The 18,332-nt window shown below is 52.5% G+C and carries 20 protein-coding genes; 5 read left to right on the top strand and 15 right to left on the bottom strand.

The features are described from left to right. Positions 1-2: 2 nt before the first annotated feature. Complete coding sequence (locus IB214_RS03535; protein WP_117342667.1) at positions 3-2,291, bottom strand: FdhF/YdeP family oxidoreductase; 2,289 nt, start codon at positions 2,289-2,291, stop codon at positions 3-5. Between the two features lie 217 nt (positions 2,292-2,508). Between IB214_RS03535 and yghU the strand changes: the two genes are divergently transcribed. After that, a complete protein-coding gene (gene yghU, locus IB214_RS03530; RefSeq protein WP_117342668.1) occupies positions 2,509-3,375 on the top strand; it encodes a glutathione-dependent disulfide-bond oxidoreductase in 867 nt (288 codons plus the stop codon). 55 nt (positions 3,376-3,430) lie between these two features. Here yghU and hybG read toward each other — a convergent pair whose 3' ends face one another. From hybG to IB214_RS03480, 10 genes are all read right to left on the bottom strand, one after another. Then, entirely contained in the window at positions 3,431-3,679 is a 249-nt protein-coding gene (hybG, locus tag IB214_RS03525) for a hydrogenase maturation factor HybG (RefSeq protein ID WP_096755683.1), read from the bottom strand. A 30-nt stretch (positions 3,680-3,709) separates the two neighbouring features. Beyond that, complete coding sequence (hypA, locus tag IB214_RS03520) at positions 3,710-4,051, bottom strand: hydrogenase maturation nickel metallochaperone HypA (protein WP_096755682.1); 342 nt, start codon at positions 4,049-4,051, stop codon at positions 3,710-3,712. After that, positions 4,044-4,532 (bottom strand): hydrogenase-2 assembly chaperone, encoded by a 489-nt coding sequence (hybE, locus tag IB214_RS03515; protein ID WP_115257494.1) that lies wholly within the window; start codon positions 4,530-4,532, stop codon positions 4,044-4,046. Before hybE ends, hypA begins: the two co-directional genes overlap by 8 nt. Beyond that, the gene (locus tag IB214_RS03510; RefSeq protein ID WP_117342669.1) at positions 4,525-5,019 is read right to left on the bottom strand and encodes a HyaD/HybD family hydrogenase maturation endopeptidase; all 495 of its coding nucleotides are present in this window, start codon (positions 5,017-5,019) and stop codon (positions 4,525-4,527) included. Before IB214_RS03510 ends, hybE begins: the two co-directional genes overlap by 8 nt. Further along, positions 5,019-6,722 carry a hydrogenase 2 large subunit gene (gene hybC, locus IB214_RS03505; protein ID WP_115257492.1) on the bottom strand — a complete coding sequence of 568 codons (1,704 nt, stop codon included), beginning with the start codon at positions 6,720-6,722 and terminating at the stop codon, positions 5,019-5,021. The genes IB214_RS03510 and hybC overlap by 1 nt, the downstream gene beginning before the upstream one ends. After that, positions 6,719-7,897 (bottom strand): Ni/Fe-hydrogenase cytochrome b subunit, encoded by a 1,179-nt coding sequence (gene hybB, locus IB214_RS03500; RefSeq protein ID WP_096755678.1) that lies wholly within the window; start codon positions 7,895-7,897, stop codon positions 6,719-6,721. Before hybB ends, hybC begins: the two co-directional genes overlap by 4 nt. Next, on the bottom strand, positions 7,887-8,873 hold the full coding sequence (gene hybA, locus IB214_RS03495; RefSeq protein ID WP_096755677.1) for a hydrogenase 2 operon protein HybA: 987 nt from the start codon (positions 8,871-8,873) through the stop codon (positions 7,887-7,889). Before hybA ends, hybB begins: the two co-directional genes overlap by 11 nt. A 2-nt stretch (positions 8,874-8,875) precedes the next feature. Continuing rightward, positions 8,876-9,994: a hydrogenase 2 small subunit gene (gene hybO, locus IB214_RS03490; protein ID WP_096755676.1), complete on the bottom strand. Its 1,119-nt coding sequence runs from the start codon at positions 9,992-9,994 to the stop codon at positions 8,876-8,878. Positions 9,995-10,182: 188 nt separating this feature from the next. Next, positions 10,183-10,470, bottom strand: coding sequence for a DUF2623 family protein (locus tag IB214_RS03485; RefSeq protein WP_096755675.1), 288 nt, complete (start codon positions 10,468-10,470; stop codon positions 10,183-10,185). An 85-nt stretch (positions 10,471-10,555) separates the two neighbouring features. Beyond that, complete coding sequence (locus tag IB214_RS03480) at positions 10,556-12,196, bottom strand: methyl-accepting chemotaxis protein (RefSeq protein ID WP_117342764.1); 1,641 nt, start codon at positions 12,194-12,196, stop codon at positions 10,556-10,558. A 381-nt stretch (positions 12,197-12,577) separates the two neighbouring features. Between IB214_RS03480 and IB214_RS03475 the strand changes: the two genes are divergently transcribed. Then, positions 12,578-13,618: an aldo/keto reductase gene (locus IB214_RS03475; RefSeq protein WP_117342670.1), complete on the top strand. Its 1,041-nt coding sequence runs from the start codon at positions 12,578-12,580 to the stop codon at positions 13,616-13,618. Between the two features lie 53 nt (positions 13,619-13,671). Here IB214_RS03475 and IB214_RS03470 read toward each other — a convergent pair whose 3' ends face one another. Further along, positions 13,672-14,166 (bottom strand): TIGR00645 family protein, encoded by a 495-nt coding sequence (locus tag IB214_RS03470; protein ID WP_115257490.1) that lies wholly within the window; start codon positions 14,164-14,166, stop codon positions 13,672-13,674. A 70-nt stretch (positions 14,167-14,236) separates the two neighbouring features. Further along, complete coding sequence (locus IB214_RS03465) at positions 14,237-14,740, bottom strand: RNA helicase (protein WP_117342671.1); 504 nt, start codon at positions 14,738-14,740, stop codon at positions 14,237-14,239. Positions 14,741-14,845: 105 nt separating this feature from the next. Here IB214_RS03465 and IB214_RS03460 point away from each other — a divergent pair, with 105 nt between their 5' ends. After that, positions 14,846-15,250, top strand: coding sequence for a hypothetical protein (locus IB214_RS03460; protein WP_117342672.1), 405 nt, complete (start codon positions 14,846-14,848; stop codon positions 15,248-15,250). Position 15,251: 1 nt separating this feature from the next. Beyond that, a complete protein-coding gene (locus tag IB214_RS03455) occupies positions 15,252-15,659 on the top strand; it encodes a cytoplasmic protein (protein ID WP_117342673.1) in 408 nt (135 codons plus the stop codon). Between the two features lie 63 nt (positions 15,660-15,722). Here IB214_RS03455 and exbD read toward each other — a convergent pair whose 3' ends face one another. Both exbD and exbB read right to left on the bottom strand, forming a co-directional pair. Continuing rightward, entirely contained in the window at positions 15,723-16,148 is a 426-nt protein-coding gene (exbD, locus tag IB214_RS03450; protein ID WP_096755670.1) for a TonB system transport protein ExbD, read from the bottom strand. 6 nt (positions 16,149-16,154) lie between these two features. Next, positions 16,155-16,889: a tol-pal system-associated acyl-CoA thioesterase gene (exbB, locus tag IB214_RS03445; RefSeq protein ID WP_096755669.1), complete on the bottom strand. Its 735-nt coding sequence runs from the start codon at positions 16,887-16,889 to the stop codon at positions 16,155-16,157. A 250-nt stretch (positions 16,890-17,139) separates the two neighbouring features. Here exbB and metC point away from each other — a divergent pair, with 250 nt between their 5' ends. Further along, positions 17,140-18,327: a cystathionine beta-lyase gene (gene metC, locus IB214_RS03440; RefSeq protein WP_096755668.1), complete on the top strand. Its 1,188-nt coding sequence runs from the start codon at positions 17,140-17,142 to the stop codon at positions 18,325-18,327. Positions 18,328-18,332: the final 5 nt, after the last annotated feature.

Below are 18,332 nucleotides of genomic sequence, written 5' to 3'. Positions count from 1 at the left end.
AGCTACGCTTTACTGAGGATAACCGGCACGCTTTTATACGCCGGGGTCAGACTTTCAGTATCGACCGCATCGAGCGACAGCAGCACATTCGCTTCCGGCAGATACGCGCCGATCGAACCCGCCGCCATATCGTAAATGACGACCGTTAGCCCGTGCATCATACGATCCACGCAAGGCTTACCGTGGTCATCCAACGCTTGGACGTTAACGACATCGCCCTGATTCAGCCCGCGGGCCGTTGCTTCCACGGCGCTTAAAAACACCACATCACGTCGCCCGCTAATGCCACGATAGCGATCGTTCATGCCATAAATAGTAGTGTTGTACTGATCGTGGCTACGCAGTGTGGCCAGCACCAGCGCCTCAGCAGGCTGGTTTTCCCGCTCGACTGCACGCTGACGACTGACGACAAAATTAGCTTTACCGTTTGCGGTGTGCCATTCACGCCGCGAAGCCGGCGTATCCATACGAAATCCACCGGGCTCGGCAATACGCGCGTTATAATCGCGAAACGCCGGAATAACGGCCTCGATGGCGTCGCGAATCAACGCATAGTTCCCGGTCAGCGCTTCCCAGTTTACCGGCGAGTGGGGAAGCGTGGCGCGAGCCAGCCCCGCCACAATCGCCGGTTCCGATTTTAGCCATTGAGAGGCCGGTTTTAGCGCACCGCAGGAAGCGTGGACCATCGACATAGAATCCTCGACGGTTACTGACTGAATACCCGTTGCCTGCATATCGCGTTCGGTTCTGCCCAGCGCGGGTAGCAGATAGTTGTGTTTTGCCAGCAGCAAATGCGAACGATTGAGCTTGGTCGCAATGTGAACCTGCATATCCAGCTTTTTCATCGCCTCGAAGGTACGCTGCGGCTGAGGCATCGCCACCGCCAGATTCCCGCCCATGCAAATCAATGCCTTCGCCTCACCACGCTCTATCGCCCGAATACTTTCCACGCTGGAGCGACCATGCTGACGCGAAACGTTGATAGAAAAATGCGCTTCCAGGCGCTGCAGGAAGTCTTCTGATGCCGCCTCGTTAATCCCTACGGAACGGTCGCCCTGCACGTTGGAATGCCCGCGCAGTGGGCAGATCCCCGCCCCCGGTTTGCCCATATTGCCTTTCAACAACAGCAGATTCACCAGTTGCTGGACGTTCTCGGTACCGTTTTTATGCTGGGTGATACCCAGTCCATAACAAATGATCGTCGCGCGAGATTTGTTATAGCTGTGTGCCAGATCTTCCATCTGGCTGCGCGTCAGGCCAGAGTCCTGCTCCAGTTCAGCCCAGCAACATTGGCGTAAATCGTCATACAACGCCGAATAACCCGCGGTATGTTCGTCGATAAACGCATGATCGAGCGTCGGTTGCTGACCCAGCAAGATCCGCGCTTCATCCATTTCGATCAACGCCTTCATGATGCCTTTGAGCAGCGAGGCATCACCGCCCATTTTGACCTGGTAGTAATCGCTGCTAAGTGCTGTCGTCTGGCCGGTGAACATCTCTTTCGGGCTTTGTGGGAAGCTAAAGCGCTCAAGTCCGCGCTCGGTAAGCGGGTTAATTGAGATAATTTTAGCCCCGCGTTTGGCAACGTCGCGTAACGTGGTCAGCATGCGCGGATGGTTGGTGCCAGGATTATGTCCGATGCAAATCACCAGCTCACACTGTTCAAAATCATCAAGCTCCACGGTCCCTTTCCCAAGACCAATGGCCCGCGTCAGCCCGGCACTGGTTGGGCCATGACACATGTTTGAACAGTCCGGGAAGTTGCTGCTGCCGTATTCGCGGGCAAACAGTTGATACAGGAACGCCGCCTCATTTGAGGTTCTACCGGAGGTGTAAAACTCAACCTGCTGTGCAGAGTCATAGCTGCGCAGTCGCTCGCCGATTTCCTGAAACGCAATGTCCCACGCCACGGCCTGCCAGGTATCCGTCACGGCATCGTATTTCATCGGGTGCGTCAAACGGCCTATATTTTCCAGCGCATAATCACTGTACTGCCAGAGTGCCGATACCGGGTGGCGGCTGAAAAATGCAGGTGAGGCTTTCTTACTGGTGGTTTCCCAGGACACTGCTTTTACGCCGTTTTCGCACAGTTCCATCGGCGCACGATGGCTCGGATCGGGCCACGCACACCCCGGGCAATCGAACCCTTTCACTTGGTTCATTTTGAACATCGCGATAATGTCGCGCGCGACGGCCTTTTGCGAAAACACCGAAGCAGTGACGGCTTTTACCGCGCCCCACCCACCCGCCGGGCCCTGATAACCGCTTACTCCTGGAACACCATTTTTCATTGTTACTGCTTTTTCACCGCCAATTATTGAGGGTAGTACGGTAGCAATTTCCGTCCAACATTGATTTCCTCTTCATGGAGTACGGTCTGCGTACAATGAACGGGTTAGATTTATCTTCCCCTTTCAGCACAACACGACATAAAGTCCCAATCTGTTAAATTGAGTTTTCCCTAACTGCTACACTGCTTCAACACAACCACTCAGAAGGCAGGTCACTATGTCAGACAATACTTATCAGCCCGCGAAAGTCTGGACGTGGGATAAATCCAATGGCGGTGCATTCGCCAACATCAACCGTCCGGTTTCCGGTGCCACCCACGAGAAAACGCTACCGGTCGGCAAGCATCCGCTGCAGCTCTATTCGCTGGGTACGCCAAACGGTCAGAAAGTGACGATTATGCTGGAAGAGCTACTGGCGCAGGGCGTGACCGGCGCGGAATATGATGCCTGGATCATCCGTATTGGCGATGGTGACCAGTTTTCCAGCGGCTTTGTTGAGGTGAACCCAAACTCGAAGATCCCGGCACTGCGCGACCATTCGCAAAACCCACCGGTACGCGTGTTTGAGTCTGGCGCTATCCTGCTTTATCTGGCGGAGAAATATGGTTATTTCCTGCCTCAGGATTTGCCAAAACGCACTGAAACACTGAACTGGCTATTCTGGTTACAGGGCGCAGCGCCCTTCCTCGGCGGCGGTTTCGGCCACTTCTACAACTATGCGCCGGTAAAAATTGAGTACGCGATCAATCGCTTCACTATGGAAGCCAAGCGTTTACTCGACGTTCTGGATAAGCAACTGGCACAGCATCAGTTTGTGGCGGGGGATGAATATACCATTGCCGATATGGCCATTTGGCCGTGGTTTGGCAATGTGGTGCTGGGCAACGTCTATGACGCGGCAGAATTCCTTGATGCGGGGAGCTACAAACACGTTCAACGTTGGGCCAAAGAGGTTGCAGCGCGTCCGGCGGTTAAGCGTGGACGGATTGTGAACCGCACTAACGGGCCGCTGAATGAACAGCTTCATGAACGCCATGACGCCAGTGACTTCGATACCAATACCGAAGACAAACGCCAAGGCTAACGCAAGATGCCTTATCCGGCCTACATATAAGGCGTAGGCCTGATAAGCGAAGTCGTCACGCGCTGGTGACGTCGTAATCCATGCGGCGTAACGCATCTAACGTGGCTTTGGCTTCATCTTCATCGATGATGCTCATAGCGAATCCTACGTGCACCAGTACCCATTGCCCGACCAGCTCAGCCGGATCGCCTTCACAAATCAGGGCAATGTTGACATCGCGCTTGATACCGCAAACTTCAACCTGCGCAAGCTGGTGAATATCTTCACCGACGGTCAGAACCTGACCCGGGACTCCAATACACATATCTGACTCCGTCCCATAGCAACCTATGGGCTATTCGACTTCAATACTTTTCACTTTCAGTGAATCGCCGCTTTCAACCCGCAAACGATCGCCCTGACAACGTGGACATTGCGCATCATGCTGGGTAATTTCCACAACCTGACTGCAATCCCAGCACCAGGCCTGAGCGGGTTTGTATTCAATGTGCAATGCACATCCCTGCGCGACCGTGCCCTGACAGACGATGTCAAAACTGAAACGAACGGCGCTCTCCTCAACGCAGGAGAGCGCGCCAATTTCCAGCCAAACGCCGGTAACACGTTTAACATCGTGCTGCTCTGCCTGCTGCTGAATAATCTCAACGGCGCTCTGGCAAAGCGACAACTCATGCATTTTCACAGCTCCGACGGCCCAACAGCAACGCGCGACGACCAAGTTGCGGTGCGTTCGGATCGGTCACCGGCAGCGATAACAACATTTTTGCGCAATCGTCAGTCAGGCGGACACCCTCTTGTGCCGACATGCTGTGCGAAAGCGGCGACATTAACGAACAGGACAGGTATTGCGATACTCCATCTAGCTCGCCTACGGTAAATGTCATCTCACCATACGGTAAACGCAGCCCCATTTTCTCGCTGACTTTTCGCAGGGGCCAGATCTGATCTGGCCCAGGAAAAATCAGCGCGCTCAGCATCCAGGGCGTGATCACACACCCCGTCCACTGGCCTTCAAACAGCGTAAAATCAGAGACATACACCGGCATATTCGGATGCAGGAACGAGAGATCGTGCATCGAACGGCGGGCTACCTCTTCAAACGCGGCCTGAATCTGCGCTTTTGGGGCTGTCTGAAAGCCTAAAAACTCTTCAGACATGGGCCGCCTCCCGAGGGATGGCTTCCACACCCGATTCGCGCAGCGCGGCGAGAACCTGCTCAAGCACAGGTTCAATCATGGCTTCAACCGTCGGCGTTAGCCCGATATGCGGCTCCAGCGATTCCGGAATAACGCCGACCAGAGTCAGCTTCTTCGGAAACTCGCCGGTAAAACGCAGGGCCGACAACACGTCGGCCAGGCCAAGCTGGTGCGGCGAGATTTTATTGGTAAACAGCGCCGGGATCTCTTCATCCCGCAGGACCATCATGGTTCCCGGCGTGCTTTTTCTCGACACAATGGCGTCAGCAATGATCAGATGATCTCTGTCCGCCATATCGCCGAGCAGCTCCATCCCCGCTGTACCGCCATCCAGAACGTCAACGAAATCAGGCAGGATGTACCGTTGCTCTAATGCCTCAACGATACGTACCCCGATGGCTTCGTCAGTCAGCAAAATATTGCCGACCCCTAAGACTAATATCCGCATTACAGAACCTTAACTGAGACGACTTCGTTCCCGTCAACGTCCACCACATGCACCGCACATGACATACAAGGGTCGAAGGAGTGAATAGTACGCACCACTTCCAGCGGTTTGTTCGGATCGGCGATCGGCGTGCCTACCAGTGAACGCTCATACGGTCCCACTTCGTCATTAAAGTTACGCGGGCCAGAGTTCCAGGTTGAAGGTACAACCGCCTGATAGTTGCTGATAATGCCGTCTTTAATCACCATCCAGTGAGAAAGCATACCGCGTGGTGCTTCGAGGAAGCCGACACCTTTGAACTCGCCAGTGGCCGGGATATTCGGTTTCACGAAGGTGGTGTGGTCGCCTTTGCCGATGTTTACAATCAGCGCGTTATACTGATTTTGCAGAACGTTCTGCAGTTCACAGCAGTGAACGGTACGACCAATGATACGACCCAGCGTCGAATGCAGCTGTGCCACTTCGATGGTTTTACCGGTCAGCTTGGTGTAAATCGCAATGATCTCATTCAGCTTGGCATGGGTAGACTCGCGTTTTGCCGCCAGTTTACACAGCATGTTAGCCAGCGGGCCCACTTCCACCGTTTTGCCGTAGAAGGTTGGCGCTTTAACCCAGGAGTATTTGCCATCGTCAGACCAGCCGGTGTAATCCGGAACCGTTGTTCCTTCCCACGGCGCCTGCGGCGCTTCGTCTTTGTACCACGCATGTTTCGCACTCTCCTGAATCCCTTTGATCAGGTATTCATCAGAATGAGAGGTGATCGGACGATAGGTCGACAGGTCTGCATCGGTAATGTAACCACCAGGGAACAGGAAGCTGCCGTTTTTGCCGTCAGTCGGGAATTCCGGCGCGCTCAGGTAGTTTACCGCACCCTGGCCGCGTTCCAGCCACTCCGGATAGAATGCGGCAATAACCGCGGTATCCACTTTGTACACCTGCTCAACAAAGTCGCTCAGCTTATCAATGAAGGACTTGATGTACATCAGGCGTTCAAGGTTCAGCACGCCAAGACCGTCGAGGTTGATTGGGTTCGCCACCCCACCGACCGCCAGGTTCTGGATGTGCGGTGTTTTACCGCCCAGCAGCGCCACGACGCGGTTGGCATCACGCTGGCATTCCAGCGCCTGCAGGTAGTGTGCAACTGCAATCAGGTTCACTTCCGGTGGCAGTTTCATTGCCGGGTGACCCCAGCAGCCGTTGGCAAAAATACCTAACTGACCGCTGGCAACCAGGTCCTTGATCTTGTTCTGAACCTTAGTGAACTCTTCCGCGCTGTTCAGGTGCCAGGTCGACACGCCGTTCAGCATCGCCGAGGCTTTTGCTGGATCGGCTTTCAGTGCGGAGGTGATATCCACCCAGTCCAGCGCAGACAACTGATAGAAGTGCACGATATGGTCATGCGTGGTGTGCGCTGCCAGAATGATGTTACGGATGTACTGCGCGTTCACGGGAACATCAATGTTCAGTGCGCTTTCAGCAGCGCGCACGGAAGAGATAGCGTGCGTGGTGGTACACACACCACAAATACGCTGCACAATCATCCACGCATCACGCGGATCGCGATTCTTCACGATCTCTTCCATGCCGCGCCACATGGTACCGGACGCCCATGCTTTTGATACCACGCCATTTTCGATTTCGCAGTCGATGCGTAAATGGCCTTCAATACGGGTTACCGGATCAATAGTAATTCTCTGGCTCATGCTTTGCTCGCCTCATGACGATTTTGATCGTTTTGTTTTAAAGGAGGAAGTATCGGCAGTAGACGAATGAGTACGATGTATGCACAAATCTCAATAGCCACAAAACCAATAGAAATCAACAGTTCTTCCCAGGTCGGGAAGTAGTGGTAGCCACCACCAGGATTGAACGCCACCAGCGAATAGGACAGACGCCATGTTGCACAACCCAGCAATGCGCTCAGCGCAGACAGGTACAGCATGCGCGAGTCATTTCGCAGTTTCGCGATACGCAGTACCACCAGCGGGAAGACCATCAGCACAACCTCAAGCCAGAACATGGCTGAGTAGAAATCGCCTGCAAACGCATACGACAACTTGTCCCGATAGATCAGTTCACCAAAGCGTAGAACCACGAAGATCGCCAACAAGACGCTAATCGTATTCGTCAGTTTGATGAACAAACTCTTCTCGTCCGGCCCATTACCTTTCAGGCCGCTTTGTACCAGCGAACCTTCAAAGATGACTATCGAGAAGCCCATTATAAAGGCGGTAAGCACCGAGAATAGCGGCAGCATTTCATAGGCTTGCCACAGTGGATGCACCTTATTACCAGCAGAAATCATCAATGAACCCATTGAAGACTGGTGCATTGTCGGCAGCAGTGCGCCGAGGGCGATAATAAAGAACATCACTTTGTTCAGACGCTTGAGCGAAACTTTCCACCCCAGGCGTTCAAACAAGGCCGGCGCAAATTCCAGCGCCATGATGCCGATATAAATGGTCATACAGACTGCCGTTTCGAACAGCACCGAGTTCACGTTAAAGTGGCCCGGAATGTAGAAGTACGGCAGGTTCCAGTAACGACCGACGTCGATGGTGATCGACAGGCCACCCAGAGAATAACCAAACAGGCTCGCCAACAAGGCTGGGCGCACCAGCGGGTGATATTCCCCTTTGTTGAAAACATAGACCGCCCATGCCAGTGCCCAACCGCCACAGGCAAAACCGGTGCCGATCAACAGGTCAAACGCGATCCATACACCCCACGGGAATCCACCGTTCAGATCGGAGACTGAGCCCAACCCGAAGACCAGACGTTTTACGATCAGGAGCATACACAGGACGATTAACGGCCCAAAAATAATGACCGGCTTGCTGATTATTCTTCCGCCCAGCGGTTTAGGATCATGACTCATGATCGTCTCCTCCATCGTGATGGTCGTTTTTCATATTACGACGAACCAGCACGGTTATGCCCGCCAGCGCTGCCAGGGGTAAAATCATGCCCTTATACAGGGAATGTTGAACATGCTCAGAACGCGCACCGGTTGACAGATCAGCCAGCTGTGGGAGATCCAGATTTTCATAAGGAACGCCCGTCAGTACCAATACCTGCGTACCGCCGCCTTCTTTCTCGCCGTACAGGTGCGGGTAATATTTCGGCACCGTGTGCAGATAGGTATCGCTGTCTTTCACCGTCTGACGCGGATAGTGGTATTCGCTGCCAGGCTTCAGCGCCAGGCGTTTTTTCGCCTCAGCCATCAGCTCTTCGCGCGTACCAAAAATCACCGCACCGGCAGGACACACTTCAACACAGCCCGGTAAACCACCTTTATCCAGGCGCTCTACACCTTTCTGGTTACACAGCTCGCACTTATGGAGTGCACCAAACGGGTTGTTGTAGTCGTATTTAGGCACGTTGTACGGGCAAGCGACCATGCAGTAACGGCAACCGGTACAGACATCTTTGTCATAGTGGACGATGCCGGTTTTCGGATCTTTTTTCAGCGCGGAGACCGGACAAACAGAAACGCAGTTCGGATCGACACAGTGCATACATTGTTTCTTGATGTACGCGTAGCCGTTCTGCTCCTGGTCTTTGTTAACGCCTGTTCCACTACGCCACACCTGAATGATGTTATTGGTGTACGGTGACAGTTTGTCGTTGTTCGACCAGGTTTGCTCCCCCTCAGGGTTGCGCGCTGGGAAGTTGATGTCCTGACACTTGGTGACACAGGCCTGACAGCCGACACACAGCGTCGAGTCATACAGCATCCCAAGGGAACCCGGGATCGGCGGACGGTTTTCTGCAGCCGCATGGCTGACGGACGGCGCAGCGCCCAACAGCAATGCTCCGCCAGAAGCTGCTTTAATAAAGTTACGTCTGTTCACGGTTATTCTCCCCGTGAGTCAGCGTTATCTTTCTTTTGCTGACGTCCCAGTTCACGTACCGCCATCACGCTGACGCCGGCCACCAGTCCTACTACGCCACCCAGCAGCCCAATAGCCCCAGCAGAAATGTTGCCACCTTCTTTCAGGTTGACATCCGGCTTCTCTGAACGCGGAGTTTGGTTTTCCACAGAAGCGAGTTGGTGAATGCCTTTATGGAAACCGACGCCTTCTTCGTTACAGCCGTAGCAAGGGTGACCGATCGCCACTGGCCACACGCCGCCAACATCACAGAACTGTAACGTTGAGCAGTTGCCGTAGGTTTCTGGCCCTTTACAGCCCAGATGGTAGAGGCACCAGCCTTCACGATGGCCTTCATCGCCGAACTCTTTAGCAAAACGACCCGCATCAAAGTGCGGACGACGCTCGCAGTGTTCGTGGATCAGGCGACCGTAGGCAAACGTTGGACGGTTTTTCGCATCCAGCTTCGGTGGCTTACCGTAGGTGATGATGTGTGCGACCGTTGCGAGGAAGTTATGTGGGTTCGGCGGACAGCCTGGAATATTGATGATGGTTTTGCCTGGCAGGACTTCCTGCAAGCCAACTGCCCCCGTTGGGTTAACGCCAGCGGCAGCAACACCACCCCATGCGGCACATGAGCCGATAGCAATGATCGCCGCAGCGCCTTCGGCCGCCTTGCGGATATGATCCACAATAGGCTCACCGGCAACCATGCAGTAAACACCGTTATCTTTCAGTGGGATAGAACCATCTACGACCAGAACATACTGCCCTTTGTACTTCTCCAGAGCGTTATGTTTGTTCTCTTCGACCTGGTGGCCGAAGGCGGCGGAAAGCACCTCATGGTATTCCAGAGAGATCGTCTCCAGGACGAGGTTTTCCACGGTAGGGTGTGTCGCACGAAGTAGCGATTCAGTACAGCCCGTACACTCCTGAGCACCTATCCAGATAACCGGCGGGCGCTGAGGGCGGGATACTGATTCCGCCATTTCTGCGGCGGCTTTGCTACTGAGCCCCATGGTAGCGGCCAATGCTGCACAAAGCTTCATGAAATCACGGCGATTGATGCCGTTCGAATTGATGAGAGAGTTATCTCCAGTCATTTTATTGTTATTCCGTTGCGAAGACCTGGCTTTTATTTTGCACCATTCGCATGTTGCTTATTGCGATCGGCGCGCCATTACCACACTTTTTATATGGTTATGTGCGTTATAATACTTCGGCAGGGCAACAAAACGAAGGTGTAGGTCAATAGTGTAATTAATTAAAGCAAGATAATACCCCTTTCGGATCAAGCTTCGAGCCGATAACCGGCCATGAAAAAGCGAATTGTTGTACTGGACTGGTTCTCCTTGAAGAAATCCATCACCATTTCTTTATCCAGCCCGTAGCGGCGCGTGAGGATCCCCGCCTCCCACGCACTCAGTTGCCGATCGCCCGTTCGTTCAAACATCCGATGTGAAAAGCCCAGCACAAAGCCACGCTTATAGTCAGCACAAAAATTCGCCACCGTTCGCGCGCTATCTGCACTTGAGGCGTTTAATCCTGCCATCAGGCCTTTTCCAAAATGGTTATCCATGCATTACCTCCAATCGCTATATAATAAATTATATAGCGATTTTTTAAGCAAAGGCCAGAGGTATCACGCACTTTTTTGTGCCAGATTAAAAGGCCACCCATTCATCCGGTTTAGATGCTTTAGGCGCAGCGCTTTCTTCGGTGGGTAAAACGGTGTTGGTTGGTGCATGCTGCACGTCACTTGCGGAAAGCCGGAACTGTTGAACGGCACGCTGCAGGTCTTCGGTTTGTCGCTCCAACGCCACTGCCGCCGCCGATACCTGCTCCACCAGCGCGGCGTTTTGTTGGGTCACGCTGTCCATTTGTGTGATCGCGACGCTCACCTGTGAGATGCCTTTATTCTGCTCTTCAGAGGCGGAGGCAATTTGTTTCATAATTGCCGTCACTTCGGTTGCTCCGCGCAGAATAGCGTCCATCGTCAAGCCGGTCTCCTTGACCAGACGCGCGCCCTGATCGACACGGCGCGCCGACTCGCCAATCAACGTCTCAATCTCTTTCGCCGCGCCTGCGCTGCGGCTGGCAAGATTTCGCACCTCACCGGCAACCACCGCAAAACCACGGCCCTGTTCGCCCGCTCGGGCCGCTTCGACGGCGGCGTTGAGCGCCAGGATGTTGGTCTGGAATGCGATGCTGTTAATAACTGAGGTAATTTCGGCGATCTGCTTAGAACTGGCAGCAATCCCGTCCATGGTATCCACTACCTGCGAAACCAGCGTGCTGCCTTTGCCCGCCGTTTCTGATGCCGTATCGGCAAGCTGGCTGGCCTCGCGCGCATTCTCAGCATTCAGTTTCACCGTGGCGGTGAGTTGCTCCATGCTGGCGGCGGTCTCTTCCAGCGCTGCGGCCTGCTCTTCCGTACGCGAAGAAAGATCGTTATTGCCGCTGGAAATCTCCGTCGCGCCGCGCCAGATGTTGTCACTGCCTGACCGAATCGTACTGACGGCTTCACGCAGGCTGTCCTGCATCGCACTGAGTAAAGGCACCAGTTGCCCTACGCAATTACGACCAAATTCTTCAATCGGATGGCTAAGGTCGCCGTGGGCAATCTGGCGGAACTGCTGGCGAATGCGTGCCAGCGGCTTCACCATCATTGCCACAAGATAGCGGTCGGTAAAGATAAGAATGGCAATACCGAGGATAACGGCGGTGATAATCAAGGTGCGGATAATCGATGTTTTACCGTCGACCATAATGCGCGTCGCATCCAGTCGCTTACCGGCGGCGGTATTAAACCGCTCGGCGCTGGCACCAAAATCGCGGCTTAGCGCCGGTGTAACGGTGCTGGCATGCTCTGACCATGCGGTAAGCGATCCCTGCTGCGCCAGTTGCATCTGCGGGATCACACCTTTCTCCAGCAGCGCTTGCCACGTCGTCAGCACCGCGGTGGCAATTTCCGCATCCATCGGCCCCGGCGACAGCGTTTTCATCTGCTCAAGTTTTTTACGCATGCCATCCAGAGATTGCTGAGCCGGACCAAAGTCAGGCGTTCCGCCGCCGATTTTGACATCCACAGCTCGGCTTAGCCGCGTGACAAAGCGAAAGTACTGATCGTTCCCCTGACTAAGAACCGTCATCTGCTGTACGAGATGACGATCAATCTCATTGCCTTCTGATATTTTAGATAACGAATGGAGGCTAAATAACCCCACGCCCGACCAGAGCAGGCAAAATAGTCCCAGTATTGCCAGCATGACAATACGAATAGTGAAGTTTTGCAGCAAACGCATAATAGTTTCCTTGCCGTAGATGAGGATTTTCGCCATCAGGCGAGACTTATCCTTGTTATCGGCAGGTCACGAAGAAGATATAATGCGTTGTTTATTTTTTTACTTTTTTAAGCACATCGACTCTTCCTGTTCCTCCCCGTTATATCGATATGAAGGCTAATAAAACCAGCAATTATTATTACCTGGGGAATCAAATCCATACGTTAATTAAGTGCGTACCTATCTGGCCCGACGCCTGAGGGTTACTTTCAACACGAAACACAACTCTCAGTTTTTCATCTCAATGTGACCTGGTGAACGGGATAATCATCGTGAAACAGCTAGAATAGAAACGTCGTTTCGAAATTCACCTGCACGATTAACCTGCACTAAGGAGATCTCATGGCCTGGTTTGCCAACCCTGAACGTTATGAGCAAATGCTCTATCGCTACTGTGGTCGCAGCGGTTTGCGCTTGCCTGCACTGTCGCTGGGTTTATGGCACAGTTTTGGACACGTCCAAGCACTGGATTCACAGCGTGCCCTGCTGCGTAAAGCATTTGATTTAGGCATCACGCATTTCGATTTAGCCAATAACTACGGGCCGCCGCCGGGCAGCGCTGAAGAAAACTTCGGCCGATTATTGCGTGAGGATTTCGCGCAGTACCGTGACGAATTAATCATCTCTACCAAGGCTGGCTACGACATGTGGCCGGGACCGTACGGTTCTGGCGGCTCGCGTAAGTATCTGCTTGCCAGCCTCGACCAGAGTCTGAAACGCATGGGCCTCGATTACGTCGACATTTTCTATTCTCACCGCGTTGACGAAAGCACGCCAATGGAAGAGACCGCCGCGGCGCTGGCTCACGCCGTGCAAAGTGGCAAAGCGTTGTATGTTGGTATTTCATCTTATTCCCCGGAGCGCACGCAAATAATGGCCGACCTGCTGCGGGAATGGAAAATTCCGCTGCTGATCCACCAACCGTCCTACAACCTGCTTAATCGCTGGGTCGACAGCAGTGGCCTGCTGGATACGCTGGACACAAACGGTATTGGTTGCATCGCCTTTACCCCGCTGGCTCAGGGGTTGCTGACGGGGAAATACCTGAACGGTATTCCAGAAGGTTCGCGTATGCAGCGTGAAGGGAAAAAAGCCCGTGGCCTGACGGAAAATATGCTGACGGAAGAAAATCTTAACAGCCTGCGGTTGCTGAACGAGATGGCGCAACGGCGTGGACAGTCGATGGCGCAAATGGCATTGAGCTGGTTACTCAAAGATAACCGCGTGACGTCAGTGTTAATTGGCGCCAGCCGTCCCGAGCAGTTAGAAGAAAACGTTCAGGCGTTGAATAACCTGGCATTCAGCGCTGAAGAACTGGCGCAGATAGATAAGCACGTCACCGACGGCAAGCTCAATCTGTGGCAGGCCTCATCAGATAAATAATCGTCTAAACAGTATGCCGGGGGCGGTAAAATTGCCGACCCGGCCGTACTGATTTAGTGATTGTGGCGCGTCAGTCGATCCAGATACCCCATCACAAAGGCTGAGAGCACAAAGGTCAGGTGGATAATGACGTACCACATCAGCTTGTTATCAGGGACATTTTTAGCATCCATAAAAATACGCAATAAATGGATGGAAGAAATGGCCACGATAGACGCCGCAACCTTATTCTTCAGTGACGTGGCATCCATCTTACCCAGCCAGCTCAGCTTCTCTTTGCCTTCAGTAATATCCAGTTGTGAGACAAAATTCTCGTAGCCGGAGAACATCACCATGACCAGCAACCCACCGACCAGGGTCATATCGACCAGCGACAGTAGTACCAGAATGAGATCGGCTTCTGCCATCGAAAAGATATTGGGCAGAACGTGAAAGATCTCCTGAAAGAATTTCAGCGCCAGGGCAACCAAAGCAAGAGAAAGGCCAAAATACACGGGAGCAAGCAGCCAGCGGGACGCGTACATTGCGTTTTCCAGAAAACGTTCCATATGATCCTGTCTTGTAACTAAACCGGGCAGTAGTATATCGCAATTGTGCAACATCGAAACAACATACGCCTCAAACCTCTTCGGCATTGATGGGCGAGCGCTGGAGCTCTGGCCACACCAGTGCGACGAGTGCAGGATAGGCTTCCAGGCTGAACTCCCTGAAACATTGACGCAAATTGAGCACATCTAAATCGGCGTGCGGGACTTTCTCTCCGCTCAGGCAGCGTTTTTTGATGTTGTCGTAATATTTGTAGACCGCTGAATTGAGATCGCTGCAGCGCCGCTGTGCATCAAATAGCCCTGGCGTTTCATTTAACTCCACCATGGTCATACGCTTTATTGTCGAGTGGATAAAATCAATATATTCATGATTGACCCGCCAATACCATACCGGCGTAATCGAATTCATCAATGCTGAGAAATGATCTTCCCCCTCTTCTTTGCTAAGCGTTTCCAGTTTGGGATAAGAGGTAAGTTCCTCATTCGATCGATTTTTATTTGCACCGCGCATCAGCACAAGAACCCCGCAGGTAAGCAATAGCAGGGTAATAACAGAATAAAATATACTGTTCATATACAGGCTCCATTTTTTTTGATTTTAAAATTACCCCATGCTATTGTCAACGCAGCCTGTCTTATTAAAAAAACTTACCTCACTGGCAGTAAAGGATATTTCAACATGCTTCCCGAGCATCTTGTTCCCTCTCGTTTTCATTTATCTACATCCCCAACCAATACTGATACCGTAGAAAATAGTGAAAATTTGACTCAGGGAAAGACAACCTTAAGCGAGTTTGAGGCGGATATTTTAATTAGCACCACCGCTACCGGTCAGACCCGTAACATGTTATTTGAAGAATGTGACCGCCATTTAAAAGAGCGACTGTTTCGCGCAGCAAAAATCGAATCATTCACCCGTCTGCTTAATTCACTGCAAGCAGAAGGTGACATTAACGCACAAGAATTAAGTAAAATTTTGGCAAAAAACACTGCGTTAATAAATGAGCAGGGCAATAAAATTTGGCTTAATTTACTGACTCGCGAAACCAGCGATCCGATTTTTTATTCTCTGGAAGAGAAATAAAATGAAAGATGTTGATGATAACAACGTTTATTTGGCTTTAGACAACCATAAAAGTGACGAATTTGTCTTAAAGCAGAATCTGGATATCTTAATTGCCAATAAAAATGCCACGCTGGAGAGCGTGGCTCAGGAAATAGTATCAATACCCGCAGCCCTGGTACGCATGAAGTGGCAAAACCGCCGGGAAATCTATGCTCTGCAAGCCAAAGAAGAGATCTACGGTGCCACCATTGAAGCCATTATTGCCCAACAGCCGGCGCTGCGGGACAAAATCATGGCCCGTCTGGAAAGCGCGTACCAGCATTTACTCGCGCGAGAAACGGCGACATTGCGCCTGACGCGTAAGCTATCTGAAGGGAGTTATGCCGCGACCAGAGTCACTACCGTCGCGCTGGACGAAAAGAAATGAGGGGATGGAGGAAGCCGAAAGAGGAGGCCGGGTAAGGCGAAACCCTTCACCCGGCAACAGAGATTACTTCGCTTTCACGGTCTCTTCACCAACCAAACCAATCTTCAGGAAACCTGCCTGATGCAGCGTATCCATCACTTTCATCATGGTTTCATAGTCGACGGTTTTATCAGCCCGGAAGAAGATAGTGGTATCTTTCTTGCCTTCTGTCAGCGTGTTTAGCGCGTTAATCATGGTTTCATCGGTCACCTGATCGTTGCCGATAAACATCGTGTTATCCGCTTTCACTGACAGGTAAACCGGTTTTTCAGGACGCGGTTGCGGCGTGCTGGTCGAAGCCGGTAGATTCACCTTCACATCCACCGTTGCCAGCGGCGCGGCCACCATAAAAATGATCAACAACACCAACATAACATCGATAAACGGCGTGACGTTGATGTCGTGCATTTCACCGTTATCGTCCAGGTTTTCATTAAAACTCATTGCCATGGAACATTATCCTACACGTAATTTCTGCGCAGCGCGTACCGGATGCGCCGCAGCGCTTGCACTCAGGTCCAGATCGCGACTTTGCAATAACAGCACCTGTGCCGCAACATCACCCAGCATGGCTTTGTAGCTGCCAATCTGACGGGCGAAGATGTTGTAAATAACAACAGCAGGAATAGCGGCAACCAAACCAATCGCGGTGGCTAACAGCGCTTCTGCAATCCCCGGCGCAACCACGGCCAGGTTCGTCGTTTGCGTTTGTGCAATACCGATGAAGCTATTCATGATGCCCCATACTGTACCGAACAGACCCACAAAGGGAGAGATAGCCCCAATGGTCGCCAGGTATCCATTACCCCGCCCCATATGACGCCCTACAGCTGCAACGCGACGTTCCAGGCGGAACCCGGTACGCTCTTTAATCCCTTCGTTGTCATCGCTGCCTTCTGACAGTTCCAGCTCGTTCTGCGCTTCGTTAATTAACATTGCGCCCAGGCTTTTGGCATCGAATCCAGCGGCAATCTCACTTGCCTGGTCTAAAGAGCGGGCATCTGCCAGCAGTTGCTGTTCGCGCTTAAGACGGCGCTTCTGCGTAAAGAACTCAAGGCTCTTACTGAAGAAGATAGCCCAGGTGACCACGGACGCCAAAATTAGCCCAATCATCACGCACTTAACCACGATATCGGCGTGCTGATACATACCCCAGACGGAAAGGTCCGTCTGCATCAAATTATTACCCACTCTGTATCTCCAGGACGCAAATCACAAAATCTGAGCGTAATGATATCAAAAAGACGTCGAATTGATAGTCGTTCTCATTACTATTTACATAGTGCCGCACCTTTGGTTTCTTTTCCTTGCGCTTACGCAGTAAAAAAGTCAGCAGACACATTTTGGGACTATTTTCTACTTTATGGCCCTTCTGCAGGATGCGTCGCCGAAGATCCATGCTAGTTTAGACATCCAGACGTATAAAAACAGGTAACCCAACATGGCAGACAAGCATCTTGAGACCAAACTCGTTCAGGCAGGACGCAGTAAAAAGTACACGCAGGGTTCCGTCAACAGCGTGATCCAACGCGCCTCTTCACTGGTATTCGAATCCGTTGAGGCTAAAAAACAGGCCACCCACAACCGCGCTAACGGCGCACTTTTTTACGGACGCCGCGGCACGCTGACACATTTCTCCCTGCAGGAAGCCATGTGTGAGCTGGAAGGCGGCGCGGGTTGCGCCCTGTTTCCCTGCGGCGCCGCAGCCGTTGCCAACACGATTTTGGCCTTTGTTGAACACGGCGACCACGTGCTAATGACCAACACGGCCTATGAGCCGAGCCAGGATTTTTGCACGAAAATCCTCGGCAAGCTCGGCGTAACCACCGGCTGGTTCGATCCGTTAGTCGGTGCCGATATTGTGAAGCACATTCAGCCGAACACCAAAGTGGTATTTCTGGAATCTCCCGGCTCCGTCACTATGGAAGTGCATGATGTTCCGGCGATTGTCGCTGCCGTCAGAAGCGTAGCGCCGGACGCCATCATTATGATCGATAACACCTGGGCTGCCGGGGTGCTGTTCAACGCGCTGGATTTTGGAATCGACATCTCAATTCAGGCGGGCACCAAATACCTGATTGGCCATTCCGATGCAATGGTCGGTACGGCGGTATCAAATGCCCGCTGCTGGGACCAACTGCGCGAAAACGCCTATTTAATGGGGCAAATGCTGGATGCCGATACCGCCTATATGACCAGCCGCGGACTGCGGACTCTGGGCGTTCGTCTGCGCCAGCATCACGAAAGCAGCCTGAAGGTTGCCGAATGGCTGGCCGATCATCCGCAGGTCGCCCGCGTCAACCACCCCGCGCTTCCCGGCAGCAAAGGGCACGAATTCTGGAAACGTGATTTTACCGGCAGCAGCGGTCTGTTCTCGTTTGTGTTGAATAAGAAGCTGAACAATGACGAGCTATCAGCGTATTTGGATCACTTTACGCTGTTCAGCATGGCCTACTCCTGGGGCGGGTTTGAATCACTGATTCTGGCCAATCAACCCGAACACATTGCCGCCATCCGTCCTGAAGGCAACGTGGACTTCAGCGGAACGCTCATCCGTTTACACATCGGTTTAGAAAATGTTGACGATCTGATTGCGGATTTAGCCGCCGGATTCGCCCGAATCGAGTAACATTG

This window comes from Citrobacter sp. C1 (assembly GCF_014596895.2).
In the GTDB taxonomy this organism is placed as follows: domain Bacteria; phylum Pseudomonadota; class Gammaproteobacteria; order Enterobacterales; family Enterobacteriaceae; genus Citrobacter; species Citrobacter gillenii.
The sequence above is the reverse complement of the archived record's forward strand: the minus strand, read 5'-3'. Positions and strand labels throughout refer to the sequence as shown.